This window comes from Rhodopila sp. (assembly GCF_035548095.1).
Taxonomy (GTDB): Bacteria; Pseudomonadota; Alphaproteobacteria; order Acetobacterales; family Acetobacteraceae; genus Rhodopila.
The window spans coordinates 88,798-115,445 of record NZ_DASZUV010000007.1 but is presented as its reverse complement, the minus strand read 5'-3'; the positions used below and the strand labels follow the sequence as shown (position 1 = coordinate 115,445).

The window sequence follows — 26,648 nt, the reverse complement described above, 5'->3', positions numbered from 1 at the left end:
GTCGGTGGCTCGCCACGCCGCCGATACAAGGCTACCATCCCGCCCAAGAATCGGAGCGGGAGAGACGACATGGCGGAATCGATCGGACGGCGCGCAGTGCTGGGCTCGGCCGCGGCCGGCGGCCTGGCCGTCGCGGTCGGGGCACCCGCCGTGGCGGCGTCCGACACCACCATCCGCATCGGCATCCTGACCGATCTGAACGGCCCCAACGCCAACGGCACCGGTGAGGGGTCGGTGAACGCGACGAAGATGGCGGCCGAGGATTTCATGCGGGCGCATCCTGGCTGGACCGTCGAGGTGATGGCGGCGGACTACCAGAGCAAGGCCGATATCGCGCAAGGCATCGCGCGGGAATGGTTCGACCAGCGCGGCGTCGACGTCATCACCAACGTGAACAATTCGGCCGCCGCGCTGGCCATTGCCGGGCTGGTGCGGGAGAAGGACAAGGCGGCGGTGTTCACCGCCCCCGCCAGCTCCGACCTGACTGGCAAGGCGTGCAGTCCCAACCACGTGCAATGGACGTATGATACCTGGTCGCTGGGCAACTGCACCGGCACGGCGCTGGTGGCGGAAGGCGGCACCACCTGGTATTTCATCGCCGCCGACTACACGTTCGGCAAGCTGCTGGCGAGCGACACGACACGCGCCGTCGTGGCCGCCGGCGGCAAGGTGATCGGCACGGTGCTGCATCCGTTCCCCGAAACGACCGATTTCTCGACGTTCCTGCTGCAGGCCAAGGCGAGCGGCGCGCAGGTGATCGGACTGGCCAACAGCGGCGACAACACCGTGAACTGCGTGAAGCAGGCTGCCGAGTTCGGCATCGGCCGCTCCGGCACCAGGCTCGCGGCGCTGTTGCTGACCATTCCGGACGTGCATGGGCTGGGCCTCGCCACCGCCCAGGGCCTGCTGCTGACCGAGGCCTGGTACTGGGACATGAACGACGGCACCCGCGCCTTCGCCAGGCGATATGCGCCGCTGACGGGCGGCAAGATGCCGAACATGATCCAGGCCGGAGACTACTCGGCGGTGACGCACTACCTGAAGGCCGTGGCCGACCTGGGCGCCGACCTGGGCGCCGACAAGGCCAAGGCGTCAGGGCGCGCGGTGATCACCCGGATGAAGGCGATGCCGGTGGAGGATTCCGTCTACGGCAAGGGCAGCATCCGCGCCGACGGGCGGAAGCTGAACCCGATGCATCTGTTTCAGGTGAAAGCACCGGGTGAGAGCCGGTATCCGTGGGACTACTACAAGCTGATCCATACCATCCCGGCGGATCAGGCGTTCCGGCCGATGAGCGAGGGGCATTGCCCGCTGGTTCACACGTAGGGGAACGGCAGTGAACCGGGCGGATCTCCCTGTGGCGGGCGGCGCGGATCTGTGCTGAGCCCGTTCCGAGGGACCCGTTCCGAGGGACCCGTTCCGAGGGGTCCGTTCCGAGGGGTCCGTTCCGAGAAGCCAGTTCGGGCGATACTGATCGTGGCACCCGATGCTTTCGTCGGCGGCAGCCTGCAAAGCCAGCGGCAAGCTGGTGCCGGGGCAGGTCGACGGCACCGCCCCCTCACTCCTCCCCCCGCCGCACCCGCTCCCGGTGCAGGTTGTAAAGTCCCGCCGCCGCAACGATGGCCGCGCCGATGACCGTGCTCCACGACGGCACTTCGCCGAACAGCACGAACCCGGCCGCGCCACCCCAGATCAGCATCGTGTATTCATAGGGGGCCAAGGCCGACACCGGCGCCAGCCCGTACGCCTGGGTGAAGATCCAGTGCGCCAGCCCGCTGGAGATGCCCAGGAACGCCAGCGCGCCCCATACCGCCCAATCCCCGAACCCGGCGGGCGGGAACAGGCCCAGCAGCGCCAGCCCCATCAGCCCGTGCGAGACCATCAGCCAGAACGCCTGGCATTCCGGCGTCTCGGTCAGCGACAACTGCCGAGCCTGGATGCGCGTCACGGCCATGGCGACGATCCCGGCCATCAGCAGCGGCAGCGCCGGATTCCACAGCCCGCCGCTGGGCCGCAGCATGATCAGCACGCCGCCGAACCCCAGCACCGTGGACAGCATGCGACGCCAGCGGATCCGTTCGCGCAGCAGCGGCACCGCCAGCAGGGTCATCAGCAGCGGCGCGGTGAAGCCCAGCGCATAGGTATCGGCCAGTTGCATCCGCCGCCAGGACAGGTACCAGGCAATGGTGGTGAAGGACGACAGGCCGGCCCGCACCAGCAATAACTTCCAGCGCACCGGCATCAGCCGCGCCCAGCCGCCCGCGTTCGGCCCACTCGCGCCCGGCCCGCCCGCGCTCGGCCGCGCCAGGGTCACCGCCCCGATCGTGGCCGCCCCGAAGGCGCCGCGCCACAGCAGCACCCAGGCCGCGCTGGTCGGCAGCATCGCCCATTTTGCCGACGCATCGCCGATCGACAGCACGCAATAGGCCAGCGCCGCGAGGCCGATGCCGCGGACCGTGTCCGCCGCATTATCCGTCAGCCGCCGGCCGCCCACCGGGGCCACCGCGCCGGTTGCCACCGTGGTTGTCTTGATAATCGGCAAGCATCGTCTCCCGCATCGCCGGTCCGCGTCTGCCGCCAGGCCGGACACGCGCCAAACCACTTGCGGTGAAATCCGTCCCGAGGCAACCACCCGGCCATGGACGCCGCCGAATACACGCTGATGGACCAGGCCGAGGACCGCATGTGGTGGTACCGCGCCCTGCATGTCCGGCTGGCCGAGGCTCTCGCCGGGGTCAGCGGCCAGGTGCTGGACGCCGGCTGCGGCACCGGCGGGTTCCTGGCCTTCCTGCGGCGGCGCCGGCCGGACCTGCAACGGACTGGCCTGGAATGGGACGCGGGCGCCGCGGCCCGGGCGCGGGACAAGGCGGCCGCGCCGGTCGCGCGCGGCAGCGTCAACGCCCTGCCCTTCGCCGATGACCGGTTCGATGCGGTGATCAGCGCCGACGTGCTGTGCCACACCGCCGTCGACCCCGTCACCGCCCTCGCCGAGGTCCGGCGTGTCCTGCGCCCGCGAGGCCGGCTGGTGTTGAACCTGCCCGCCTATGCCTGGCTCGCCTCGGCGCATGACCGGCGCGTCCATAACGCCCGCCGGCTGACCGCCCGCGCCACCGCCGCCCTGCTGGCCCAGGCCGGCTTCCGCCGGATCAAGGCCCGCTACTGGAACGGGCTGCTGCTGCCATTGATGGTGGTGCAGCGGAAGCTGCTGGCGCGCGGCGATGCCGCGTCCGACGTCGCCGTGTTTCCGCCATGGCTGGATACCATGCTGCACGGCATGACGGAGCTGGAACGACGCCTGCAACGACGCCTGCCCTGGTCCCTGCCGGCGGGCGGGTCGGTGCTGGCCGTCGCGGAGAAACCATGAACGACACCGTTTCGCTCGCCTATGAGCATCCCGTCCGCCTCGGCAACGGCAAGGTCGGACTGTCGATCGTCGTGCCGGTCTACCGGGGCGCCGCCACGGTCGGCCGCCTGGTCGACGCGCTGTCCGAGCTGCGCCCGGAAGGCGGGCTGGAAATCGTCCTGGTCAATGACGGCAGCCCCGACAACTCGGCCGAGGTGATCCAGGCCCTGCTCCCCACCGCCCGCGTCCCGATCACCTATATCGAGCACGCTCGGAATTACGGGGAGCACAACGCGGTCATGACCGGGCTGCGGCACGCGCGCGGCGACTACGTCATCACCATGGATGACGACCTGCAGAACCCGCCCGAGGAGGTTGTGCGCCTGTACGACCATGCGCGGCTGGGCGGCTGGGACGCGGTCTATACCCGCTATGCGCTGAAGCAGCACGCCGGCTGGCGCAACCTGGGCAGCCGCTTCGCCAACGCGGTCGCCGACCGGCTGCTGGACAAGCCGCCCGGGCTCTATCTGTCGTCCTTCCGCTGCATGTCGGCCTTCGTGGTCCAGGCGGTCACCCGCTATGGCGGTCCCTACCCCTATGTGGACGGCCTGATCATGCAGGTCACCCAGCGCATCGACAGCATCGCGGTGCTGCACCTGCCGCGCATGGAAGGCCGGTCCAACTACACGCTGACCCGGCTGGTCCGGCTATGGCTCAACCTGGCCACCAGCTTCTCCCTGGCGCCGCTGCGGGTGGCGATCTTCGCCGGCCTGGCCATGTCGATCGCCGGCGCCATCGGCGCGGCGGCGACGATCGCCGAGGCGCTGTTCACCCATGGCACCCCGTCCGGCTGGGCCTCCACCATGACGGTGCTGCTGCTGGTCTCCGGCGTGCAGTCGATGATCCTGGGCGTGCTGGGCGAATATGTCGGCCGCACCTTCCTGTCGGCCAATGGCAAGCCGCAGGGCACGGTGCGCCTGACGCGCCGCGGCGGCCCGCCGGAGCAGGCATGACGGTGGCAGCATGAGGGTCGCGGCATGAGCCTGTACTGGAGCGCGCTGGCCGCCGCGATCGTCACCAGCATGGGCGGCCAGGCCCTGCTGAAGGCGGGTGCCGGGGCGTCGAGCTTCCTGGGCCAGCTGTTCGACCCGAGGACGCTGGTCGGGCTGGTGCTGTATGGCGGGGCGGCGCTGCTGTACATCGTCGCGCTACGGCGCATCCCGATGTCGGTGGCGCTGCCGTTCACCGCAGTATCCTACGTCGCCGCGCTGCTGATCGGCCATTACGCGTTCAATGAGGCGCTGGGCGCGATGCGGGTCGGCGCGGTGGGCCTGATCTGCGCCGGGGTGGTGGTGCTGGCCCTGTCCTGAAGCAGGATGGGGTCAGGCCGGCCTTATCATGCTTCGTCAACTCTTTGATTCAAGGGCGCGAGTCATGCCCTCTCACCGCCGGCTCCAGGCGCTCGCGCTTCAGGGCCGTCGCCGGGAACGGCGCCGCAAGGTCAGCGGTAGCCGCTGCCCGTGGTGAAGGCGCCATAGACGCGCTTGCTCTGTGAAAAAGCGCCATAGACATCGACGAAGGCCACGAAATCGCGATACTGCACCGCCGGTGGCGTCCGGTTCTTCAAGGTCGGGTTCTGCCAGCGCGCCAATACCTGCTGGCGATAGGGCTCCGCCAGCGACGGCGTCTCGGAATGGTAGGCTCCGGCGGCCTGGACCCAGTCCTTATAGGTGCCATACAGCGCGTTCAGGTACCGGGCCGCGTACAGCGCGTTCCGGCGCGGATCGAACGCTTCCTCCAGCGAGGCGAAGGCACGCGGGTGATACATCAGGTTCACCTGCATGCAGCCGACATCGATCGACTGCACGCCGCGCGCCTGCAGATCCTTCACCGCGGCGATCGCATCCTGGGCCGAGGCGAAGAACTGACCCTGCCCTTCGGCGTTGATGCTCCAGGGCCAGGGGCGGAACGTGCCGGTCTTCGGGTCCTTGCGGCCGGTTTCGGTCAATGCGATCGCGCCCAGCAGGCGGGGCGGCAGGCGGCCGGCGTCCTCGGCCGCGGCGACGGCGGACTCGCATTGCCCGGCCGGATCCAGGACCGGCGAGCGCGGCCCGCGGGAGCTGGCCGGACGCGGCTGGATCGGCCGGTCGGCCACCGGCCGGATCGTCGCCGGCCTCATCGTCGCCGGCCGGACCGGCGACGGGAACTGCATTGCCACCTGTTCCGGAAAGTCCTGCCCGGCCAAGGCCAATCCCGGCGCCAGAAGGAAAAAACACAGCAATGCGCGCATGCGGACGGTCTTACAGCAGCCGCAAACGGAAATGCGACAAGAAATGACCGCGCAGTCACGCCCCTACGTCGAGGTTCACGAAAGAAATACTATCTTTGGTAGTATGACTTCTCGCTCCTGCCCGTCGCCGCACGGTTCGCGAAACCTTGGCCCCCGCCAAGCCCCGCGGTTGCATCGATCCGCCGCGTTTTCGATCACCTGTGCGAGAGCCGTCGGACGGAGGCCGATCACCAACCCGTCAGGCCGGTTGCCCGTGCTCGTCTCGCGCCACAGGTGATGGGGGCACGCGACGCCTCGCTCATCAGGAGATTGCGATGACGGACGAATTCCACGAACAGCTCATTATCTTCATGCCGAAAATGCGGGTCTGGGCCCTGGCCCTGACGCGGGACCGGGCCGCAGCCGATGATTTGACCCAGGACGTCGCCACCAAGGCACTGGCCGCCCGCCACTGCTTCATCCCCGGCACCAATTTCGCCGCCTGGGTGCGGCGCATCATGATCAATCACTTCATCAGCTCTGTTCGCCGGAGGAAGATCTTCGCCGATATCGAAACCATTCCGGAACAGCCGGTCGCCGCGACGCATGAGGACCGGACGGCCCTGCGCGAGCTGGGCCACGCGCTGCAGGACCTGCCAAACGAGCAGCGCGAGGCGCTGTTCATGGTGGTGCTGCAGGAAAAATCCTACGAGGACGCGGCCGAGGAAACCGGCTGCGCCGTCGGCACGCTCAAGAGCCGGGTCCACCGAGCCCGCCTGCACCTGCGCGGCCTGCTGGTCGGCGAGTGCGAGGCCCCGTCCAGCCATCTGGCGGCCGCCACGCCCGTATAAGGGCGCCGGACGGCTTTCCCCTCCAGATTCCGGCGGCGAGCATCCCTCTCAGGCCAGGCCGCCCGGGTGCCGGCGGGGCCGCTTCGTCGTGGCGGGTACCCCCATGACGGCAGCCCCACGACGGGCAACCCGACATGAGGCGGGTGCGTGACCGGTTAAGCGCCGCGCCGGATGGTGCGGCTCAGGACCGGAACAGGAATACGCCGAACCAGCCGGCCGCGTCGGTCCAGCTGCGTTCCGCCTGCCATCCGGCGGAGCGCGCCAATGCCCGCAGCGCGGCGGGGGGATGCTTGTAGCTGTTCTCCGTGTGGATCGTTTCACCCTCGTGAAACCGGATCGTCCGGCCGGCAACCGGCACGGACTGCTCGGTCCTCGACACCAGGTGCATCTCGATCCGGCTGTCCCGGTCATTCCACACGGCTCGGTGCGCAAACGCCGCCAGGTCGAACCGGCCGTCCGCCTCCCGGTTCAAGCGGGTCAGCAGGTTCAGGTTGAAGGCCGCCGTCACGCCCGCCGCGTCGTCATAGGCCGGCAGCACGATCGCCGGGTCCTTGCGCAGATCCGCTCCCAGCAGCAGCCACGCCCCCTCACCCAGCGCCGCGCGAACCCGAACCAGGAAATCGGCCGCGTCCACCGGATTCAGGTTGCCGATCGTCGAGCCCGGGAAGTAGCCCATGACCGGTCCCGTCAGCCCGGGCAGCGCCAGCGGCCGCATGAAGTCGGCCACCACCGGCTTGACGCGCAGCGCCGGATGCGACCGCGCCAGCCGGGCACGCATCGCCATCAGTTCCGCCTGGGCAACATCGACCGGCACGAACGTATCGAACACCGGCGTGCCCGCCGCGTCGCGCAGGTCCAGCAGGCGGCGTGCCTTGTGTTCGGTGCTGGCGCCGAATTCCACCAGGGTGGCATGCCGCATCGTGTCCGGCACCATCTCCGCGACATGGGCGGCCAGGACGGAGTCCTCGGTGCGGGTCAGGTAATATTCCGGCAGCCGCGTGATCTCGTAGAACAGGCGGCAGCCTTCCGGGTCGTAGAACAGCCAGGGCGGCAAGGTCTTCGGCGTCGCCGTCAGCCCCGCCAGCGCCGCCCGCGCAACGTCGTCGCGCGGCGGGCCGCCCGTCTGCCCGTTCCGCTCTGCGTCGCCGTCCTTCCGGGCGGGCGGCCAAAGTCCGGTATCGTTCGGCACGTTTCGCTCCTGCTGCAGGTCGCCCTTGTTACAGATCCCCGGTCACAGATCTCTGGTCACAGATCCCTGGCCAGGCGCAGCCCACTGAACTGCCAGCGCTTATCGGGATGGAAGAAGTTCCGGTACGTCGGCCTGGTGTGTCCCTCCGGCGTCGCGGCCGACCCGCCGCGCAGCACCATCTGGTTGACCATGAACTTGCCGTTGTATTCACCGATCGCGCCCGGTGCCGGGCGGTATCCGGGATAGGGCCGATAGGCGCTTTCCGTCCATTGCCAGACATGGCCGGTCTGCTCCGCCATCTCCGGCAGCGTGGCGGCGGCTTCCCATTCCGCTTCGGTCGGCAGCCGAGCACCCGCCCAGCGAGCGAAGGCGTCGGCTTCATACCAGCTGACATGGCGCACCGGCGCGTCGGGCATCAGTGGCTGCAATCCCCCGGGCCCGAACTGGAACCAGGCACCATCATCCTGCCGCCAGTGCAGCGGCGCCTGCCAGTCCTCCGCCCGGGCCGCCGCCCAGCCGTCGGACATCCACAGCGACACGGTCCGGTAGCCCCCGTCCGCGATGAAGTCCGCCCAGTCACTGTTGCGCACCAGCCTCGACGCAATGGCGAACCCCGGCAGCCACACGCGGTGCAGCGGCGTTTCGTTGTCGAAGCAGAACCCGTCGCCGGAAAATCCGATCTCGTAATGGCCCTCGCCCGCCGTCAGGAAGGTCGTCGGCTCGGCATCGCCCTCCGGTTCGGGCCACCACGGCATCGCCGCCGGCGTCAGCGGGTTCATCGAGAACAAATGCAGGATATCCGTCACCAGCAGCTCCTGGTGCTGCTGCTCGTGCTGCAGCCCCAGCTCCACGATCGGCAGCGCCGCGTCCGGCAGCGCCGCCCGTTGCATCGCCGCATCGACATGGCGGCGATAGGCGCTGATCTGCTCCGCCGGCGGACGGGTCAGCAGGCCGCGCGCCGGCCGCGGGTGCCGGGCCCCCACCGCCTCGTAGTAGGAGTTGAACAGGTAGCCGAAGCCCGGATCGAACACGCGGTAGCCCGGCTGGAACGGCACCAGCACGAACTGCTCGAAGAACCAGGTCGTGTGGGCGCGATGCCATTTCACCGGGCTGGCATCCGGCATCGACTGGACGCACTGGTCCTCGGCGCTCAGCCCGCGGGCCAGCATGTCGGTGTGGTCCCGCACGCCGCGGTACCGGTCCAGCAGCCGCGTCCATGGCGACGCCCGATGCGCCAGAATGTCGTCCATAGCCTCTCCTGTGCGCATCCCTCGTTACGTCCCCTCCGGGCGCCCCCTTTGGACGCCGCCCAGGGGTGCCTGTCGGGTGCATGCTGGTGGCGCGGCTTCGCCCGGCCGCCGGCCCGCTGCAAGAGCCGGCACTTAAGAGCACTCGCTGCAGAACCACAAACCCTCGGCGCGGCACAGAGTTCCGCCCACGGCCGGGCTCACCGGCACCCGCCATCGGGCGGGGCGGCCTTGGAGACCGCCTGTCATCCGGCCAGATGGTGACATATCGGATCCTTGCAACCGACGCCGGATACCGGCCGCTCTCGACATTTTGACCGGCGTCGCCGAAGCGGTCGCCGCGACAGCCGGTGACCGCCGCGCGGCGCCACGCCCGCGGCGCTGCCCGCGGACCGTCCGGGCCGTTCCGGCCACTCAGGCGGCAAAGCGGGCCTCGGCGTCCATCGCCAGATGGCCTTGCGCATTGCACGCCCACAGCGCGGCCCCGCCGTCGCCGTCACGCGCCCCATGCACCGAGAACGGCGCGATATCGAACAACGGGCTGACGGCCCTGAACCGGAACGATGCCGCCGGCACCTCGCTGTTCCGGCGCAGCAGGTCCATCAGCAGGGTCGCGATCAGCGGGCCATGCACGATCAGGCCGGGATAACCTTCCGTCTCCGTCACATAGCGGCGGTCGTAATGGATGCGATGGCTGTTGAAGGTCAGCGCCGAATACCGGAACAGCATCGTATCGTCCGGCCGGATGTCCCGCCGCCACACGCCATCGGCGCGCGCCGCCTTCGGTGCCGGCGGCGGTTCGTTCGGCGCGGGCATGCCGCGATAGACAATATCGTGCTCCTCGGTCACCGCCTTGCCGTTCTCGCCGCTGATCTCATGCCGGACCAGCACGAAGCACAGCGCGCCGGCGCGGCCCTGCTTCACCGTGACATCCGCGACGGTGGAGGTGCGGGTGATCGCCTCCTCCACCCGCAATGGCTGGTGGAAGTTCAGCCGCCCGCCGGCCCACATGCGCCGTGGCAGCGGCACCGGCGGCAGGAAGCCGCCGCGCGCCGGATGCCCGTCCGGCCCCAGGGCGGACTGCCGAGCGGTGGGGAGGAAATAGAGCCAGTGCCAGAGCGGCGGGAGCGGGTCGCCAGGTCTCGGCGCCGGGTCGTCGCGATCCAGCGTGGCCGACAGCGCGGCGATCGGGAACCGCGTGACCCGGTCCTCCAGCGTCTCCTGCCTGCCGATCCAGGACCGCAGGTGCTCGACGTCCAGTTCGCTCACGCTTCCACCTCCCTTGCCCCCAGCGCGATCGCCATGGCGCGTGCCTTGGCGGCGCCCTCCCGCGCCATGGTGGCACATAGGCCGGTATACGCGGTCGGGTCCAGCAGCGCGCGGATCTGTTCCGGCCTCATATGGGCCGTCACGCGGGGATCGGCCGCCAGCAGGTCACCGAACGCCTTGCCTTCCACGAAGGCCGCCTGCGCCGCGTCGTACACGGCGTCATGCGCGTGCTGCCGGCCGATCGCCGCGCCCAGGTCCAGCATCACCGCCTCCGCCATGATCAGCCCGTTGCCCAGATCCAGGTTCGCCCGCATCCGCGCCGGGTCCAGCCGCAGGCCGCGGATCACCTCCAGCAGCCGGCTCAGCATGTCGCCGGTGGCGATGCAGGCGCGCTGCTCCGCCGTATCCATCATCAGGCTGGTGGTGCGGTCGGCCTCGTGCTCCGTCATCATCGCCTCCAGCGCCAGGGGCACCTGCACGCGGATCTCCGCCGCGGCGGCAATGATGTCCTGGCACAGCTTCGGATTGCGCTTCTGCGGCATGGTGGAGGACCCGACGGTGCCCGGCGGCACCGGCTCCTCCACCTCGCCGAACTCGGTCTTCATCAGCGTGTAGATTTCCCGCCCGATCTTGCCGCAGGTGGCGGCCAGCAGGCCCAGCAGGCAGACATTCTCGGCCAGGTGGTCGCCCAGCGCGCGGGATGGCACGGCCATGGTGCCGAAGCCAAGCTGCTTGCCGATGCCGGCCTGCACCGGCGGTCCGTTCCGGCCCAGGGAGGCGAAGGTGCCGGCGCCGCCACCCAGCATGGCGACGAACAGGCGCGGCGCGGCCTGGCGCAGCCGCTCGACATGGCGGGTGAGTTCGTCGATCCAGACGGCAACCTTGTAGCCGAAGGTGGCCGGCACGGCGTGCTGGCCATGCGTGCGGCCGGGGATGGCCATGTCGGCCGACCGCTCCGCCAGGTCCGCCATCGCGGCCAGGATGTCGCCGATCAGGCGCAGGAAGATGCGATGCGCCTGCCGCAGCACCAGCAGATCGCCGGTCTGGGTGATGTTCTGCGTGGTGGCGCCCCAGTGCACCCAGCCGCCGTGCGGGTCGCCGACGACGCGCCCCAGCTCCCACACCAGAGGCACGATGGTGTGGCCGGTGCGGGCGAAGCCCTCATCGATGCGGGCGCGGTCCAGCTTCTCCAGCCTGGCGGCGGCGGCGATCGCCTCGGCGGCCGCGGCGGGGATGATGCCCAGCTCCGCCTGCGCGCGGGCCAGCGCCACCTCGACGTCCAGCCAGGCCTGCCAGCGGTTTTCCAGCCGGTACAGGGCGCGGATGCCGGGGTCGGCGACGCGGGTGGCGGTGGGCAGTGTGTCGCTCATGACGGAATTCTCCTGGCCGGTTTCCCGGCGGGAGGATCGCAGTCAGGGCACCGGCGGGCAAGCTGGGGCCGAGCCGGCGTTCCGCCGCCGCCGGTTATTCCGCCCGGATCAGCCCACGGTGGCTGTGGCCGTCGATGAAGGCCAGGACCTCCTCGGCCAGTTCGTCGCCGGCATATTTCAGCCGCGCGGCGGCCAGGCGGTTGGCGAACACGCCCTCATGGCGGAACAGGTCGCGGAAGAAGCTGTGCAGCCGGTTGATCTGCTGCTTGTTGAAACCGCGCCGCTTCAGCCCGATCACATTCAAACCGGCCAGCCGCGCGCGGTTGCCGATGACGCTGCCGAACGGGATCACATCGCCCTCGACGCCGGAGACACCGCCGATCATCGCCGCCCGCCCGATGCGCACGAACTGGTGGATCGCCGCGCTGCCGCCGATCACCGCGTGGTCGGCGATGCTGACATGCCCGCCCATGACCGCGTTGTTGGCGATGATCACGTGATCGCCGACCTGGCAGTCATGCGCCACGTGCACCACCGCCATCAGCATGCAGTCGGTGCCGACCCGGGTGGTGCCGGTGCCGGTGGCGGTGCCGCGATGGATCGTGCAGTGCTCGCGGATCTGGGTGCGGGCGCCGATCTCGCAGCGGGTGGGCTCACCCTTGTATTTCAGGTCCTGCGGCGGCAGGCCGACCGTGCAGAACGGATACAGCTCGGCCTTTTCGCCGATGCGGGTATGGCCTTCCACCACGACATGCGACACCAGCCTGGCGCCGGCCTCGATGACCACGTCGGGTCCCACCGTGCAGAACGGGCCGATCTGCACACCCGGCCCCAGCTCCGCCCCGTGGGCGACGATGGCGCTTGGATGAATCGTCACACGGTCAGGCACGTTCACCCGCACACCTGTCATTGTATCCATCAATCATGGTCCCCGACGCGCGGCCCGCTCGCCGCATTGCAACCGTATGGGGGCGCCCCGCATCGACCAACTCAATCATTGTTGCCCGATGTTTCGAGCACGCGCCCGTAAAGTTCTGTTTCACATAAGATTTTGGCGTGAGTAGGGCAACCGGATGCCATAACGGAGCGGAAACGGCCTCGGCGCGATCAATTCCGGCACCCGGACGGCGTCCGACATGCCGTTTATGTCCCGCCGACGGTCACCACCCCCGATCCGGTCGCGCGGGCATGCCGGCCGTCCCCCCGACCCGCGGGAGGCGGTCGGAGCCGGGGGCGGTCGGAGCCAGGGGCGGTCAGATCGGTGCCGCGCGGTCCATGATCATCGCGGCATAGGTCGCCTCGGCCACCGACACGCCGTCGACCCGCGCCACCGCGCTGAACTTCCAGACATTGCCGCGATTGCGGTCCTTGGTGACGTGTATCCGCAACTGGTCGCCGGGCGTCACCGGGCGGCGGAACTTCGCGCCCTCGATCGACATGAAGTAGACCACCTTGCCGGCGGCCTCCGGCCCCAGCGTCTCCACCACCAGCACGGCGGCGGTCTGCGCCATGCTTTCGATGATCAGCACGCCGGGCATGACGGGATGGTTGGGAAAATGGCCGGCAAAGAACGGTTCGTTTACCGAAACGTTCTTGATCCCGACCGCGGACTGGTTCCGCACCAGATCGACCACGCGATCCAGCAGCAGGAATGGATAGCGGTGCGGGATGTCGCGCATGATCTGCTGAATCGCGACGACATCCAGCGTCTTGCCGGGCGCGGCCTGGCTAACAGCCTCATCCATTGTGATCAGTCCACGTCTTCACTGGTTTTCCCGTTGTCTGCGTGCCGGGCGGCGGCAGGATCATCGCCGTGCCTCTTGGCGGCATCATGGTCTCGCCGCTCCGCGGTGGGGTCCGGCCTGGCGCCGGCGCGTACCCATTTGCGGATCATCGCCACCTCCCGGAAGAATGCCTTCACCGGCTGTGCCGGCGCGCCCAGATAGTCGCCGCGCCGGGTGATATCCGTCATCACGCCGGCCTTGGCGCCGATCCGGGCACCCTTGGCGATCCTGACATGGCCGGCGATCCCGGCCTGCCCCCCCAGCACGACGTAATCCTCCAGAATCACCGATCCGGCCAGTCCCACCTGGCCGGTCAGCACGCAGCCACGCCCTATGCGGCAATTATGGGCGATTTGCACGAGGTTATCGATGCGCGTGCCTGCACCGATCACCGTATCCTCCAGCGTGCCCCGGTCGACCGTGGTATTGGAGCCGATCTCCACATCATCCTCGATGATCACCCGCCCGACCTGCGGCACGCTCAGGAAGCCGTTGGCGGTGAAGGCGAAGCCGAAGCCGTCCTGGCCGATCCGCGCGCCGGGATACAGGAAGACCCGCTGGCCCAGCAGCGCGTGCGACACCGAGACATGGGCGCCGATGCGGGTATCCGCGCCGATCGCCACCCCGTCCCCAATCACCGCCTGCGCGCCGACCCGGACCCCGGGTCCGATCACGGCGTGTTCGCCGACGATCACCATCGGCCCCAGCTCGGCCGACGGATCGATCCGCGCGCTTGCCGCGACGATGGCCGACGGATGGATGCCCGGCGTCACCGGCGGCGGTGGATGGAACAGCGCGGCCACCCTGGCCCAGGCGGCGGTGGGATCGTCGGCGACGATCGCCACGGCCGTATCGGGAACCATGCCGGCCATGTCGGGATGCACGATGACGGCGGCGGCGCCGGTGGCCCTCAGCGCCGCCTCGTGCTTCCGGTTGAGGACGCAGAACGTCACGTCGCGGCCGGTCGCCGCGCCCAGCGGCGCCAGGCCGTGCAGCATCAGCCGGCGCGGGGGCGCCTCGGCCTCGGCCGCGTCGACGACCGCCGCCAGGGTGTGGGGACCGGTGCGCCTGAAGAATCGGGCATCACCCGGCAGCGGCGCCATCCCCGCACCCGCGGCCATGACTACGGCTTCTTCGCCGGCTTGGCTGACTCCTTGGTCGCCGGGTGAGCCGCCTGGGACGGCGCCGCCGTGGTTCCCGACGTGGTCGCCGCACCCGGGGCGGCGGCCGGCGTCGCGGCCGGCTTCTCCTCGGGCTTCGGCGGCGTCATCGACATCACCGATACCCCGTCCGGCGGCACGACGACCGACGGCAGCACCTTGTTCAGCACTTCGGCGACCGCCGGGGTCAGGTCGAAATCGGCGGTCGTCCCCAGGATCTGCGCGCGGTTCAGCACCAGGTTCACGCCGCGGGACAGCGCTACCTGCTGGGCCACCTGCTCCATGGTCCGGTTGATCTGCGCCATCACGTACTGACCGGCTTCCTGGATGATCCGGTTCCGCTCCCCGAACTTGCGTTGTGCCTCGGTCGCCCGGTCCTGGATCTCGCGTTCCTTGGCCCGGATCTGCTCCGGGCTCAGCTTGGCGCGTTCGTTGGCGAAGGCCTGGCCCATGTCGCGCAGCGTGGCCTGTTCCTTCTGCGCGTCCTCATTCAGCTTCTGGGCGCGGCTGTTCAGCTCCTTGTAGGCATTCTGATAGGCGGTGGAGACGCGCAGCACGTCCGGTACCGACAGGATGCCGACGATGGCCGCCGGGGTCGGCGAGCCCTTGGCCATCGGCGGCACGTCCGGCGCCGGCGGCAGTTGCATCTGCAGTTGCTGCGGTGTCAGTCCCTGCTCGCCGCCCTCGCCGGCCAGGGGCAGCGTTCCCTGGGCCTGCGCCGGGGCGACGTGCTGGGCCGGCCGCGGCGTGGCCTGCTGGCGCGGAGCCGCCGCCGGCGGCTTGGGCTGGTTCGGGACGAACCAGCCGCCACCCTGCTGTGCCAGAGCGGCGGGGGATTGCGCCAGAAGCGCGACCACCGCGGCCGCGCCCACGCCATGAACGAATTTGGAAATCACTAGAACCTCGTACCGAAACCAAAGCGGAAGACCTGGGTCTGATCGCCCGGTTGCTTATAGACAAACGGCGTCAGGTCAACGTTGATCAGACCGAACGCGGTCTTCCAGGAGATGCCGAAACCGGCACCGACGCGGGGCGTGCCGGATTGCAGGATCACGCAATTCTGCGTGCTGCTGACCACGCACCCGCCATTGTTGCGGAAACCCGCCTGGGTCAGCCCGCCGACATCGACGAAGACCCGGCCGGTCAACCCCAGATCCGGCGACACCGGCAGCGGATAGCGCAACTCGGTCGACTGCGTCCAGATGAAGCGGCCGCCTACCGGATCGCCGGAAATCTCGTCATGCGGGCCGGCGCCGCCGGTCTGGAAGCCGCGCAGATTGTCACCGCCCAGGAAGAAGCGGTCGATGATCATCTCACGCCCGCCGGGCAGCAGGTCCAGATAGCCGACGCTGCCGCTGACCTTCAGCACCCAGTCCGGATTGCCGAGGTATTTTTCCAGCGGAAAGTAATAGGCACCGTTCATGTTGCCGCGCAGGAAGTTCACGTCGCCGCCCAGGCCGGCGAAATCCGCGCCCGCCTCGACGATGTAGCCCTTGTGCGGGTCGACGCGGCTGTCGCGGTAATCCAGCGTCAGCACCTGGCTGAGCTGCGACAGCAACGTGGTCCCGGCCTCATTGGTGATGAACGGGCTGGCATAGTCCGACACGTCGAACACGGTTCGATTGACCAGCGAATAGCTCCAGACCTGGCGCAGATGGTCGTTGAACGCATAGCCGATGCGCGGTGAGAAGCCCTGCCGCCGCTCGTCATACGGTTCGGTGCCCAGATAGTTCGTCTGGATGAAGAAGACGTCCAGGCCGGCGACCAGGTTGCGATCCAGGAAATACGGGTCGGTGATCGACCCCTGGATGGAGCTGCGCTTCTGCGCCAGCGTGCCGTTGATGCTGGCGGCGATGCCGGTGCCGACGATGTTGCGTTCCGACAGGCCGATATCCAGCAGCGCGCCGGCGTCGGTCGAGTAGCCGCCGCCGAAGGTCAGCTCGCCGGTCGACTTCTCGGCCACCGTGGTGGTCACGATCGCCTTGTCGGGCGCCGATCCCGGGCTGGTCTGGATGTCGACGTTCTGGAAGTAGCCCAGGTCTGTCAGCCGGGTCTTGGTGCGGCGGATCGCGTCGGCGTTATAGGCGTCGCCTTCCGCCAGCTGGAACTCGCGCCGGATCACCTTGTCCTTGGTGCGGGTGTTGCCGACGATGTCGATGCGCTCGACATAGACGCGCGGGCCTTCGCCGACGTCGAAGGTCAGGTTGATGATATGGTTCTTGGTGTCGCGCTCGACCCGCGGCTGTACTTCCACGAAGGCATAGCCGCGATTGTGCACTTCCTGCTCGATCAGGTCGGCGGTGCGGCCGACGGCGTCGCCGTCATACCAATCCCCTTCCTGCATCTGCAGGACATCCCGAAGCTGGTCGCCCGCCAGGTTGCGCAGCTGCGAGTTGATGGTGACCTTGCCGATCCGGTAGCGCTCACCCTCATTGATCGTGAACGACAGGAAGAAGCTCTTGCGGTCCGGCGACAGCTCGGCCGTCGCCGAGGTGATCTGCACGTCCGCATAGCCCTGCTTCAGGTAGAAGCGGCGCAGCAGCTCCTTGTCGTAGGCCAGCTTTTCCGGCGCGTATTCGTCCGAGCTGGACAGGAAACGCCACCAGCGCTGCTCGCGGCTGTTGATGACCTCGCTCAACCGGCTTTCGCTGAAAGCCTTGTTGCCGGTGAAGACGATCTTGGAGATCAGGGTGGCGGAGCCGTCGGTGATCTGGAAGACCACGTTCACACGGTTGTCCGGCAGGCGGATGATCTTCGGCTCGACCGTGGCGTCGTAGTATCCGGCCTTGGCATACAGGTCCAGGATGTGCTGCCGGTCGGCCTCGGCCCGGGCCGGGGTGAACACCGCGCGCGAACGCAGCTGCAGGTCGGGCCTCAGCTGTTCGTCGGTCAGCTTGTGGTTCCCCTCGAACGCGATCTGGTTGACGATCGGGTTCTCGACCACCTTCACCAGCAGCGTATTGCCGCTGCGGTTCAGCTGGACGTCCTGGAACAGGCCGGTGGCGTACAGGGTCTTCAGGCTGCGGTCCAGCCGGTCGCGGTCGAACGCGTCGCCGGGCTGCACCAGCAGGTAGGACAGGATGGTGCCCGTCTCGATCCGCTGATTGCCTTCCACCCGGATGTCCTGGATCGTTCCCGATGGCGGCGCCGGCCGGGCAGCCTGCCGCGGAACGTCGGTCCGGCGCGGCGGCGAGGTCTGTGCGGTGGCGGCATTATGAACCAGCATCGGCAGCAGGCACGCGGCCACCAGCCGCGCGGCACGTGTCATCAACAAGAGGCTGGTCCCCCCAACAGGCAGGTATGCGCCGAGAAATCCAAACGTCCGAATCGAGCGGCCGAGCTGATATGCACCATAACCAAGCCGCGCGGGAGTGCTAGTACCAGGGTTCCCGCGCGATCGTATAGGGGGTGCGTGTAACGTGATGAGGGAAAAGCGGAAACACCGCCGGTACCATATGCCCGCCTGCGCCGCGGCGGGGGCGCGGGGGTGCCGACTCCGTATGCCGGGCGACGCGGTGCATTGCCGGACCGGCCGAACCGGAGCAGACCATGCGGCGGCCCCCGCCGCGCGATGACCAACGGACCGGCGCGGCCGATTGACCGTAACCAGGAAGGCGCCAAGGCATGAATCCGTCCCCGCCGGACATCGCGGCTCGCGTCGACGCCTGGTTCGCCGCCTGCCCGGACCCCGCCACGGATCCGCTGCCGGGCATGGCGGAAGCCGGGCTGCTGGACCCGCCGCCCAGCTACGCCGCCATCGCGCGGATCAAGGCCGCGCTGGTCGAGCGGACCGGTCTGCCGGGCGTGTCCAGCGTCTGGGGCGGCCGGCACCTGGTGTACCGGCATTTCCTGGCGGCCGGGACCGAGGCGCAGCGCGCCGCGTGGCGCGGCAAGGCGCTGGCCGTGGCGATCTCGGAACCCAAGGTCGGTGCCCACCCGAAACTGCTGACGACGCGGGCGGAGCCGGTTGCCGCCGGCATCCGCATCACCGGCCAGAAGGCCTGGGTGACCAACGGGCCGTCGGCCGAGGCGATCATCGTGGTCGCCATCACCGCCGAGGAAGCCGGGCGCAAGCGCTATGGCGCCTTCATCGTCCCGCGCGGCACTCCCGGCCTGTCCACCCGGGACATGCCGGGGTTCCATGCCCTGCGCCCGTCACGCCATTGCCTGCTGACCCTGGATGGCTGCGTCGTCCCGGCCGATGCCGCGGTGGGCGATCCCGGTTCGGCGTATGAGCGCCTGGCCCTGCCGTTCCGCGACGTGGAAGACGCGGTGGGCACCTTCGCCACGCTGGGCGCGCTGCGCTACGCCGTCGCCCAGCTGCGGGGGACGCCGCTGGCGGAACAGGCCGAGGCGCTGGGGGGCATTGCCGGCCTGACGCATGTCTTCGCGGCGGGGGCCGAGGCGCTGGTCGCGCGCCTGGACGCCGGCACGCTGCGCACCGGCGATGCCACGCTGGTGGGGCTGCGGGTGCTGGCGGCGGACCTGCTGGACCGGCTGCGGACGCTGGCCGCCCTGCTGGCCCCGGAAACCCCGGCGGCGATCCGGCTGGGCGCGATCCTGGCGGACCTGGACGCCACGCTGTCGATCGCCCGCGGCCCGCGGCAGCAACGCCAGGTCGCGCTGGGCGAGGCTGCGCTGCGGCTGCAGGTGGCGTCGTAAAGGCGGGGGCCGCCAGCCTTCTATCCCATCAGGCCCGCCACCCAGCGGAACAGGCCGATATGCGACAGGTCGTTCCAGGTGGCGAACACGAACAGCCCGGCCAGCACCGCGAGGCCGGAGCGGAACGCGTATTCTTGCGCGCGCGGCGACAGCGGGCGGCCCAGGACGGCCTCCACCGCGTAGAACACCAGATGGCCGCCATCCAGCACCGGGATCGGGAACAGGTTGATCAGCCCCAGGTTCACCGACAGCACGGCGATGAAGGAGATCAGGCTGGCGATGCCCAGCTGCGCCACCTCGCCCGACATCTGCGCGATGCGCAGCGGGCCGCCCAGCTCCTCGGTGCCGCGCGAGCCGCTCAACATCTGCGCCACGCCCGCCAGGGTATCCCGCGTGATCATCCAGGTCTGGGTCACGCCGCCCCACAGGGAGGCCCCGACGCCGATCTTCTCGAAGGTCACGGCGCCGCCCTTGATGCCCAGCAGGCCGACCTTGTGGCCGTCCGCCTCATGCGAGCCGATCGTCACCGGCAGCACGCGGTCGGTGTCGCCGCGGACGATGGTCATCCGCAGCGTATCGCCGGGATGGGTGGAGACGATCTTCTGCAGATCCCCGAATGTCTGGATCGGCTTGCCGTCGATCGCCATGATCCGGTCGTTCGGCAGCATCCCGGCCTGGGCGGCGGCGCTGGCGGGCAGCACCTCGGCCACCACCGGCAAGGTCACCGGCCGGCCGGCGAACAGGAACAGGCCGGCGAACACCACCACCGCCAGCAGGAAATTCGCGAACGGACCAGCCGCCACCACGATGGCGCGCGACGCCACCGACTTGCCCTGGAACGTCTCGCCCGCGATCCAGCTGTCCCGCACCTCCTGTGGCACATCCTCGGGCCGCTCCTGCCCGTGCATCTTCACGTAGCCGCCGAGCGGCAGCCAGGCGAGCTTCCAGACCGTGCCGTGCCGGTCGGTCCAGGAGGTGAGCGCCTGGCCGAAGCCGATCGAAAACACCTCCACCCGGATGCCGCGCCAGCGCGCCGCCAGGTAGTGCCCCAGCTCATGCACGAAGACCAGGACGCCGAGGACGACGACGAAAGCGAGGATGCTGCGGACAACATCCGGGATAGCGGTCAACACGGTCCGGCCTTTCCGGTCACAAGAGGTTACGCGGCGGCAGCCCCCACATACTGCAGCGCCGCCTGCCGGCCCGCGGTATCGAGGTCCATCACATCCTCCAGCGACGCCGCGGGAGGCGTGCCGAGCCGTTGCAGGACCCGGTCCACCGTGGCGACAATATCGAGAAAGCCGATCCGGCGCTTCAGAAAAGCATCGACCGCGACCTCGTTCGCCGCGTTCAGAATGGTGGGTGTTCCACCGCCCGCCTGCAATGCCTCGCGCGCCAGACGCAGGGCGGGAAAGCGGACCGTGTCGGGGGCGAAGAACTCCAGCCGTGCGACCTGGGCGAGGTCCAGCCTGGGTGAGGCGGTGGCGATGCGCCGCGGCCAGGCCAGGCAATGCGCGATCGGCACCCGCATGTCGGGCGAGCCGAGCTGCGCGAGGACGGAGCCGTCCTGGTAGTGCACCATGCCGTGGATGACCGATTGCGGGTGCACCAGGACCTCGATGGCGGCGTCGGACAGGCTGAACAGCCGCGCCGCCTCGATCACCTCCAGGCCCTTGTTCATCATCGTCGCGGAATCGATGCTGATCTTGGCGCCCATCGACCAGATCGGGTGGCGCAGCGCCATCTCCACCGTGGCGGCGGCCATCTCCTCCAGGCTGGCGGTGCGGAACGGGCCGCCGGACGCGGTCAGCACGATCTTCTCCACCGCGCCGCGGTTGCCGTCGGCCAGCGATTGGAAGATCGCATTGTGCTCGGAATCGACCGGCAGCAGGGTCGCGCCAGCATCCCGGACCGCGCGCAGCATGACGTCGCCGGCGCAGACCAGGGCTTCCTTGTTGGCCAGGCCGATATAGGCACCGCGCTGGATCGCCGCGAGGGTGGAGGCCAGGCCGGCGGCGCCGGTGATCGCCGCCATGGTCCAGTCCGCCGGCAGGGCGGCGGCGTTGACGACGGCATGGGCGCCGGCCGCCGCCTCGATCCCGGTGCCGGCCAGCGCGGCGCGCAGCGCCGGATAGGCCCGCTCATCCGCCACCACGGCATATTCGGCTTGCAGGGCGATGGCCTGCCTGGCCAGCAGCTCCGCGTTGCGGCCAGCGACCAGTGCGCGAACGGCGAACCGTTCCCGGTCGGCAAGCAACAGGTCGACGGTCTGCGTTCCGACGCTGCCAGTACTACCCAGGACCGAAACGAAACGCGGGAAGGCCGACTCGGCGGAAGCGGTTGTCTCGGCTGTCATCACCAATGGATTACACCACGTTCCAGGACCAAGGCTAGTATAGCCGCCAATGGCGCCGCGGTCAGGACGGCATCGAGCCGGTCCAGCAGGCCGCCATGGCCCGGAATCAGCGCGCTGGAGTCCTTGACGGCGAAGCGCCGCTTCAAGCCGCTTTCCAGCAGATCGCCCGCCTGCCCGACGCAACCGACCAGACCGGCCAGCAGCGCGGCGTGGCCGATGCGGTCGCCGGCGCCGATCCAGGGCGCCGCCAGCGCACCGATCGCCATCGACGCGGCCAGGCCGCCCACAGCGCCCGACCACGTCTTGCCGGGCGAGATCCGGGGCGCCAGCTTCGGGCCGCCGGCCACCCGGCCGACCAGATAGGCACCGATATCGCTGGCCCAGATCACCAGCAGCAGCGTGACCAGCAGCGCGAACCCGTCCGGCGGCCCGATGCGCAGCCAGGTCAGCGCGATCGCCCCCAGGCCCAGATAGGGCAGGCCCAGCGGCAGCAGCCGGTCATGCGCCGCAGGTTGCGGGCGCAGGAAGGCAGCCAGCGTGACAGCCAGCAGCAGCAGGATTGAGAGGCCGACATGGCCCGTCGCGGCAACCATGATCGCCAGCGGCAGCGCCGCGAACATCAGCACGGTCGGCGGCGCGAATGCCGCCCGGCACATGCGGACCCATTCCCAGGCCATGCCGATGCCGACCAGCGCCACCAGCACGGTGAACACCGCCCCGCCGAGGGCGATGGCGCCGATCGCCACCGGGATCATCACCGTGGCGGACAGGATCCTGACCCGCAAGTCGCCCCACCGCCCGGAGGCTTGCATCCGTGGTCCCGGTCCCGTGGACGGCTGGCCCATGCGGGCCGGAGCTCAGGCGGAGCGGGCGCCGAAGCGCCGCTCGCGCCGCCCGAACTCGGCGAGCGCCGCGGTGAAATGGCTGTCGTTGAAGTCCGGCCACAGCACGTCCAGGAAGATCAGCTCCGCATACGCCGCCTGCCATAGCAGGAAGTTGGACAGCCGCTTTTCCCCCGAGGTGCGGATGATCAGGTCGGGATCGGGGGTGCCGGCGGTGTGCAGGAAGCCTTCGAACACGTCCTCGACCAGCGCGGCGGGATCGAGCTGGCCGGCCTTCACCGCCGCCGCCGCCGCCCGAGCCGCCGCGGCGATCTCGGCGCGGGCACCATAGGAGAGGGCGATGGTCAGGTTCAGGCGCTTGTTGCCTTGCGTTTCCCGCTCGGCCTTCGCCAGGTCGGCCTGGATATCCGGGTCGAAGCGCTGCCGGTCGCCGATGAAGCGCAGCCGCACGCCGTTCTTGTCCAGCTCCCGGATTTCGGATTTCAGGTAGCGCCGCAGCAGGCCGGTCAGGTCGACGATCTCACTGTGCGGACGGCGCCAGTTCTCGCTGCTGAAGGCGTAGATGGTCAGCCAGCCGACGCCGTTGCGGATCGCGGACTCCACCGTGCGGCGCACCGCCTGCGCCCCCTCCCGGTGGCCGGCGACCCGGGGCAGCCCGCGTGAGGCGGCCCAGCGTCCATTGCCATCCATGATGATCGCGACATGAGCCGGAACGGGGGTGGAAACCGAGGCCGCGACGGGCCGTCGGGATTCAACGGCGTCGGTAACCGCGACAGCCGGCTGGGCAATCACAGGCATGCTGGTGGGGCGCTCGCTCTCTCTAGACCTGCCGGATGTCCTTTTCCTTTTCGGCGAGCGCTTCGTCCACCTTTTTAATGAACTGGTCGGTGAGCTTCTGCACGTCGTCGGACCAGTTCTTCGCCAGATCCTCGCCGATCTCGTGCTTCTTTTCGTACCCCTTGATCTGCTCCATGCCGTCGCGGCGGACGCCTCGGACCGCGACCTTGGCGCCTTCGGCGTATTTATGCGCCATCTTCGCCAGCTCATTGCGGCGCTCGGTGGTCAGTTGCGGGATCGGCACCCGCACCAGCATGCCATCGGCCGCCGGGTTGAGGCCCAGCCCGGCGTCGCGAATCGCCTTTTCGACCGCCGAGACCATCGACTTGTCCCAGACCTGCACGGTCAGCATGCGCGGTTCGGGACTGCCGACGGTGCCGACCTGGTTCAGCGGCATCTCGCTGCCATAGGCGACGACGCGCACCGGCTCCAGCAGCGCCGGATGCGCCCGTCCGGTGCGCAGGCCGGCGAATTCCCGGCGCAGCGTCTCCAGCGCGCCATCCATGCGGCGCGACAAATCCTGCTTCAGACTGTTCAGGTCCGGTGCGGCGGCCATTGTTGCCTCCCCTACAGCTCTGCTTCGACGATGCGGGTGAACGCCCCCTCGCCACGCATCACCTGGGCGAAGGCGCCGGGAGCATGGATGTTGAAGACGATGATCGGCAGGTGATTCTCGCGCGCCAGGCTGATCGCGGCGGCATCCATCACCGCCAGGTCGTTCGCCAGCACGTCCAGATAGGTCAGTTTCTCATAGCGGGTGGCGTCGGCGACCTTGCGCGGATCGGCGGAATAGACGCCGTCGACCTGGGTGCCCTTCAGCAAGGCGTCGCAGTGCATCTCGGCGGCGCGCAGGGCGGCGGCGGTGTCGGTGGTGAAGAACGGGTTGCCGGTGCCGGCGGCGAAGATCACCACCCGCCCCTTCTCCATGTGCCGCTCCGCCCGGCGGCGGATATAGGGCTCGCAGACCGAGGACATCGGAATGGCCGACTGCACCCGGGTGGGCACGTTGCGGCGTTCCAGCGCCGTCTGCATCGCCAGCGCGTTCATCACCGTCGCCAGCATGCCCATGTAATCAGCCTGCGCCCGGTCCATGCCGGAGGCCGCGCCGGACACGCCGCGGAAGATGTTGCCGCCGCCGATCACGACGCAGACCTGCACGCCCATGGCCACGACATCGCGGATGTCATTGGCGATGGCGCCGACCATTTCGGTATCCAGCCCGTAGTCCCGCCGGCCCATCAACGCTTCCCCGGACAGCTTCAACAGAACACGCTGATAAATCGCCGGCTGTGTCATGCGGGTCCCATGGGAAAAAAGGTCGGCGCGAAAAAGATCGGCGGAGAAAACGCGGGCGGCACCTCATATCGCGCATCGCCGGGGCGCGATACGTCGTTTTTGCTGAACCTATCCGATTGACGCAGAGAAGCGCGGCCACCGCTGGACCGCGCTTCTCCATGACCGGATAGTAACGGCACCGCGCGGCCGGAACAAGTCGCGCGTGCTACGCGCCGGCCGTGGCGGCGACCTCGGCGGCGAAGTCCTCCTTCGGCTTCTCGATGCCCTCGCCCAGCTGGAAGCGGACGAAACCGGCCAGGGTGACGCCGGCCTTCTTCACCACGGCGCGGACACGGCTCTCGCCGTCATGCACCCAGATCTGCTCCAGCAGCACCACTTCCTCGTAGTATTTCTTGATGCGGCCATCGACCATCTTCTCGATGATCGCTTCCGGCTTGCCGGAGGCGCGGGCCTGCTCCATCAGCACCGCCCGCTCACGCTCCAGCGCCGCCGGGTCGACCACGTCGATGTCCAGCGCCTCGGGGCGGGCGGCGGCGATGTGCATGCCGACCTGGCGGCCCAGCGTCTCCAGCGTGGCCAGCTCACCGGGGCCTTCCACCGCGGCCAGCACGCCGATCTTGCCGACACCCGGACGCAGCGCGTTGTGCATGTAGGTCGCGACGACGCCCTGTTTCACGGTCAGCACCTTGGCGCGGCGCAGGTTCATGTTCTCGCCGATCGTGGCGATCATGTGCGTCAGCTCGTCCGCCACGCTGCGGCCGGTGCCGGGGAACGGCGCGGCCTTGATCGTCTCGATGTCGTCACCGACATCCAGGGCGATCTTCGCCACCGTCTCGACGAAGGTCTGGAACGCCTCGTTGCGGGCGACGAAGTCGGTCTCCGCGTTCACCTCGACCACGGCGGCCTTGTTCGGCGCCGAGGCCACCGCGACCAGGCCTTCCGCGGCGACGCGGCCGGACTTCTTGGCGGCGGCCGACAGGCCTTTCTTGCGCAGCCAGTCCACCGCGTCATCCAGGACGCCGGCGGACTCGGTCAGCGCCTTCTTGCAGTCCATCATGCCCGCGCCGGTCTTCTCGCGCAGTTCCTTGACCAGGGCGGCGGTAATCTCTGCCATGTCTGTTCTCCTTTGGACCAGATCCCGGGATCAGGCGCTTGCCGGCTCGCCCTCGGCCTCGGCCAGAGCTTCCGCCGGCAGTTCCTCCTGCGCGCCGATATCCGCGCCCGACGCGGCGAGCTCGGCGCTGATGCCATCCAGCACCGCGCCGGCGACCAGGTCGCAATACAGCGCGATGGCGCGGATCGCGTCGTCATTGCCCGGGATCGGGTAGGTCACGCCGGCGGGATCGGAGTTGCTGTCGAGCACCGCGACGACCGGGATGTGCAGCTTGTTGGCCTCCTCGATCGCCAGCTTCTCCTTGTTCGTGTCGATGACGAACAGGATGTCCGGCAGGCCGCCCATGTCCTTGATGCCGCCCAGCGCCCGCTCCAGCTTGTCGCGGTCGCGGGTGATGTCCAGCACTTCCTTCTTGGTCAGGCCCTCGGTGTTGCCGGCCACCAGATCCTCGATCTGGCGCAGGCGCTTGATCGAGCCGGTGATGGTCTTCCAGTTGGTCAGCGTGCCGCCGAGCCAGCGATGGTTGATGTAGTACTGGCCGCAGCGCTTCGCCGCCTCGGCCACCTGTTCGGCCGCGGCGCGCTTGGTGCCGACGAACAGCACGCGGCCGCCGGCGGCGGTCACGTCGCGGATGGCGCGCAGCGCGCGGTCCAGCATCGGCACGGTCTGCTGCAGGTCGATGATATGGACCTGGTTGCGGGTGCCATACAGGAACGGCGCCATGCGCGGGTTCCAGCGGCGGGTGTGGTGGCCGAAATGAACGCCGGCTTCCAAAAGCTGGCGCATGGTGAAATCGGGCATCGCCATTGGCGTGCTCCTTTCCTGTCGTCCGGTTGATGCCTCCGCGGGGACTGCCTTCGGATTGGAAGCCCTCGGGCACCGGACCCGGACCGTGCGCGGCCGGGAAAGGTTCCCCGCGTGTGAATTGCCGGCAGCAGGAGGTCCCGCTGCCGGCGCCGGGGATATGGCGGAAACGCCGCGAAATTGCAAGCGGCGGGTGGATGGAGACCAGGCGATACGCCGGCCCACCGCCCATGCCCGGGCCGTCCCCCCGGCTTC

General features: G+C 69.1%; 25 protein-coding genes. 6 read left to right on the top strand and 19 right to left on the bottom strand.

Annotated elements, in window-relative coordinates; all coding sequences use genetic code 11:
- Window positions 1–69 precede the first annotated feature (69 nt).
- Window positions 70–1,326 carry an ABC transporter substrate-binding protein gene (locus tag VHC04_RS08050; protein WP_325679853.1) on the top strand — a complete coding sequence of 419 codons (1,257 nt, stop codon included), beginning with the start codon at window positions 70–72 and terminating at the stop codon, window positions 1,324–1,326.
- A gap of 232 nt (window positions 1,327–1,558) precedes the next feature.
- Here VHC04_RS08050 and VHC04_RS08045 read toward each other — a convergent pair whose 3' ends face one another.
- Window positions 1,559–2,542 (bottom strand): DMT family transporter, encoded by a 984-nt coding sequence (locus VHC04_RS08045; RefSeq protein WP_325679851.1) that lies wholly within the window; start codon window positions 2,540–2,542, stop codon window positions 1,559–1,561.
- Between the two features lie 96 nt (window positions 2,543–2,638).
- Here VHC04_RS08045 and VHC04_RS08040 point away from each other — a divergent pair, with 96 nt between their 5' ends.
- From VHC04_RS08040 to VHC04_RS08030, 3 genes are read left to right on the top strand one after another with little or no spacing between them, the layout of a single operon-like run.
- Window positions 2,639–3,364 carry a class I SAM-dependent methyltransferase gene (locus VHC04_RS08040; RefSeq protein WP_325679849.1) on the top strand — a complete coding sequence of 242 codons (726 nt, stop codon included), beginning with the start codon at window positions 2,639–2,641 and terminating at the stop codon, window positions 3,362–3,364.
- The gene (locus VHC04_RS08035) at window positions 3,361–4,356 is read left to right on the top strand and encodes a glycosyltransferase family 2 protein (protein ID WP_325679847.1); all 996 of its coding nucleotides are present in this window, start codon (window positions 3,361–3,363) and stop codon (window positions 4,354–4,356) included. The genes VHC04_RS08040 and VHC04_RS08035 overlap by 4 nt, the downstream gene beginning before the upstream one ends.
- Window positions 4,357–4,380: 24 nt before the next feature.
- Window positions 4,381–4,713 carry a DMT family transporter gene (locus VHC04_RS08030; protein ID WP_325679845.1) on the top strand — a complete coding sequence of 111 codons (333 nt, stop codon included), beginning with the start codon at window positions 4,381–4,383 and terminating at the stop codon, window positions 4,711–4,713.
- A gap of 131 nt (window positions 4,714–4,844) precedes the next feature.
- Here VHC04_RS08030 and VHC04_RS08025 read toward each other — a convergent pair whose 3' ends face one another.
- Complete coding sequence (locus VHC04_RS08025) at window positions 4,845–5,633, bottom strand: lytic transglycosylase domain-containing protein (RefSeq protein WP_325679844.1); 789 nt, start codon at window positions 5,631–5,633, stop codon at window positions 4,845–4,847.
- 314 nt (window positions 5,634–5,947) lie between these two features.
- Between VHC04_RS08025 and VHC04_RS08020 the strand changes: the two genes are divergently transcribed.
- Complete coding sequence (locus VHC04_RS08020) at window positions 5,948–6,463, top strand: sigma-70 family RNA polymerase sigma factor (RefSeq protein WP_325679842.1); 516 nt, start codon at window positions 5,948–5,950, stop codon at window positions 6,461–6,463.
- 181 nt (window positions 6,464–6,644) lie between these two features.
- On the opposite strand, the gene egtD is transcribed toward VHC04_RS08020, so the two are convergent.
- From egtD to bamA, 9 genes are all read right to left on the bottom strand, one after another.
- Window positions 6,645–7,652, bottom strand: coding sequence for an L-histidine N(alpha)-methyltransferase (gene egtD, locus VHC04_RS08015; protein ID WP_325679840.1), 1,008 nt, complete (start codon window positions 7,650–7,652; stop codon window positions 6,645–6,647).
- Window positions 7,653–7,708: 56 nt separating this feature from the next.
- Window positions 7,709–8,902 carry an ergothioneine biosynthesis protein EgtB gene (gene egtB / locus VHC04_RS08010; protein ID WP_325679838.1) on the bottom strand — a complete coding sequence of 398 codons (1,194 nt, stop codon included), beginning with the start codon at window positions 8,900–8,902 and terminating at the stop codon, window positions 7,709–7,711.
- Window positions 8,903–9,313: 411 nt separating this feature from the next.
- On the bottom strand, window positions 9,314–10,168 hold the full coding sequence (locus tag VHC04_RS08005; RefSeq protein ID WP_325679836.1) for an FAS1-like dehydratase domain-containing protein: 855 nt from the start codon (window positions 10,166–10,168) through the stop codon (window positions 9,314–9,316).
- Window positions 10,165–11,538 carry a class-II fumarase/aspartase family protein gene (locus VHC04_RS08000; protein WP_325679834.1) on the bottom strand — a complete coding sequence of 458 codons (1,374 nt, stop codon included), beginning with the start codon at window positions 11,536–11,538 and terminating at the stop codon, window positions 10,165–10,167. The genes VHC04_RS08005 and VHC04_RS08000 overlap by 4 nt, the downstream gene beginning before the upstream one ends.
- Window positions 11,539–11,632: 94 nt before the next feature.
- Window positions 11,633–12,457, bottom strand: a complete 825-nt coding sequence (lpxA, locus tag VHC04_RS07995; protein WP_325679832.1) for an acyl-ACP--UDP-N-acetylglucosamine O-acyltransferase — start codon at window positions 12,455–12,457, stop codon at window positions 11,633–11,635.
- Between the two features lie 334 nt (window positions 12,458–12,791).
- Window positions 12,792–13,283 carry a 3-hydroxyacyl-ACP dehydratase FabZ gene (fabZ, locus tag VHC04_RS07990; protein WP_325679830.1) on the bottom strand — a complete coding sequence of 164 codons (492 nt, stop codon included), beginning with the start codon at window positions 13,281–13,283 and terminating at the stop codon, window positions 12,792–12,794.
- A gap of 5 nt (window positions 13,284–13,288) precedes the next feature.
- Window positions 13,289–14,443 (bottom strand): UDP-3-O-(3-hydroxymyristoyl)glucosamine N-acyltransferase, encoded by a 1,155-nt coding sequence (gene lpxD, locus VHC04_RS07985; protein WP_325679828.1) that lies wholly within the window; start codon window positions 14,441–14,443, stop codon window positions 13,289–13,291.
- Between the two features lie 2 nt (window positions 14,444–14,445).
- The gene (locus tag VHC04_RS07980; RefSeq protein ID WP_325679825.1) at window positions 14,446–15,378 is read right to left on the bottom strand and encodes an OmpH family outer membrane protein; all 933 of its coding nucleotides are present in this window, start codon (window positions 15,376–15,378) and stop codon (window positions 14,446–14,448) included.
- On the bottom strand, window positions 15,378–17,750 hold the full coding sequence (gene bamA, locus VHC04_RS07975) for an outer membrane protein assembly factor BamA (protein WP_325679823.1): 2,373 nt from the start codon (window positions 17,748–17,750) through the stop codon (window positions 15,378–15,380). The genes VHC04_RS07980 and bamA overlap by 1 nt, the downstream gene beginning before the upstream one ends.
- A gap of 356 nt (window positions 17,751–18,106) precedes the next feature.
- On the opposite strand from bamA, the gene VHC04_RS07970 reads away from it, so the two are divergent.
- Window positions 18,107–19,144 (top strand): acyl-CoA dehydrogenase family protein, encoded by a 1,038-nt coding sequence (locus VHC04_RS07970; RefSeq protein WP_325679821.1) that lies wholly within the window; start codon window positions 18,107–18,109, stop codon window positions 19,142–19,144.
- Between the two features lie 20 nt (window positions 19,145–19,164).
- On the opposite strand, the gene rseP is transcribed toward VHC04_RS07970, so the two are convergent.
- From rseP to rpsB, 8 genes are all read right to left on the bottom strand, one after another.
- Window positions 19,165–20,274, bottom strand: coding sequence for an RIP metalloprotease RseP (rseP, locus tag VHC04_RS07965; RefSeq protein ID WP_325679906.1), 1,110 nt, complete (start codon window positions 20,272–20,274; stop codon window positions 19,165–19,167).
- A gap of 29 nt (window positions 20,275–20,303) precedes the next feature.
- On the bottom strand, window positions 20,304–21,500 hold the full coding sequence (dxr, locus tag VHC04_RS07960; RefSeq protein ID WP_325679819.1) for a 1-deoxy-D-xylulose-5-phosphate reductoisomerase: 1,197 nt from the start codon (window positions 21,498–21,500) through the stop codon (window positions 20,304–20,306).
- Window positions 21,500–22,285: a phosphatidate cytidylyltransferase gene (locus VHC04_RS07955; RefSeq protein ID WP_325679817.1), complete on the bottom strand. Its 786-nt coding sequence runs from the start codon at window positions 22,283–22,285 to the stop codon at window positions 21,500–21,502. Before VHC04_RS07955 ends, dxr begins: the two co-directional genes overlap by 1 nt.
- Before the next feature lie 72 nt (window positions 22,286–22,357).
- Window positions 22,358–23,140 (bottom strand): polyprenyl diphosphate synthase, encoded by a 783-nt coding sequence (uppS, locus tag VHC04_RS07950; protein ID WP_325679815.1) that lies wholly within the window; start codon window positions 23,138–23,140, stop codon window positions 22,358–22,360.
- Between the two features lie 22 nt (window positions 23,141–23,162).
- Entirely contained in the window at window positions 23,163–23,735 is a 573-nt protein-coding gene (gene frr / locus VHC04_RS07945) for a ribosome recycling factor (protein WP_325679813.1), read from the bottom strand.
- 11 nt (window positions 23,736–23,746) lie between these two features.
- Window positions 23,747–24,475, bottom strand: a complete 729-nt coding sequence (gene pyrH / locus VHC04_RS07940; protein ID WP_325679811.1) for a UMP kinase — start codon at window positions 24,473–24,475, stop codon at window positions 23,747–23,749.
- A gap of 205 nt (window positions 24,476–24,680) precedes the next feature.
- Entirely contained in the window at window positions 24,681–25,589 is a 909-nt protein-coding gene (tsf, locus tag VHC04_RS07935; RefSeq protein ID WP_325679809.1) for a translation elongation factor Ts, read from the bottom strand.
- Window positions 25,590–25,619: 30 nt separating this feature from the next.
- Entirely contained in the window at window positions 25,620–26,396 is a 777-nt protein-coding gene (rpsB, locus tag VHC04_RS07930; protein ID WP_325679807.1) for a 30S ribosomal protein S2, read from the bottom strand.
- Between the last annotated feature and the right edge of the window lie 252 nt (window positions 26,397–26,648).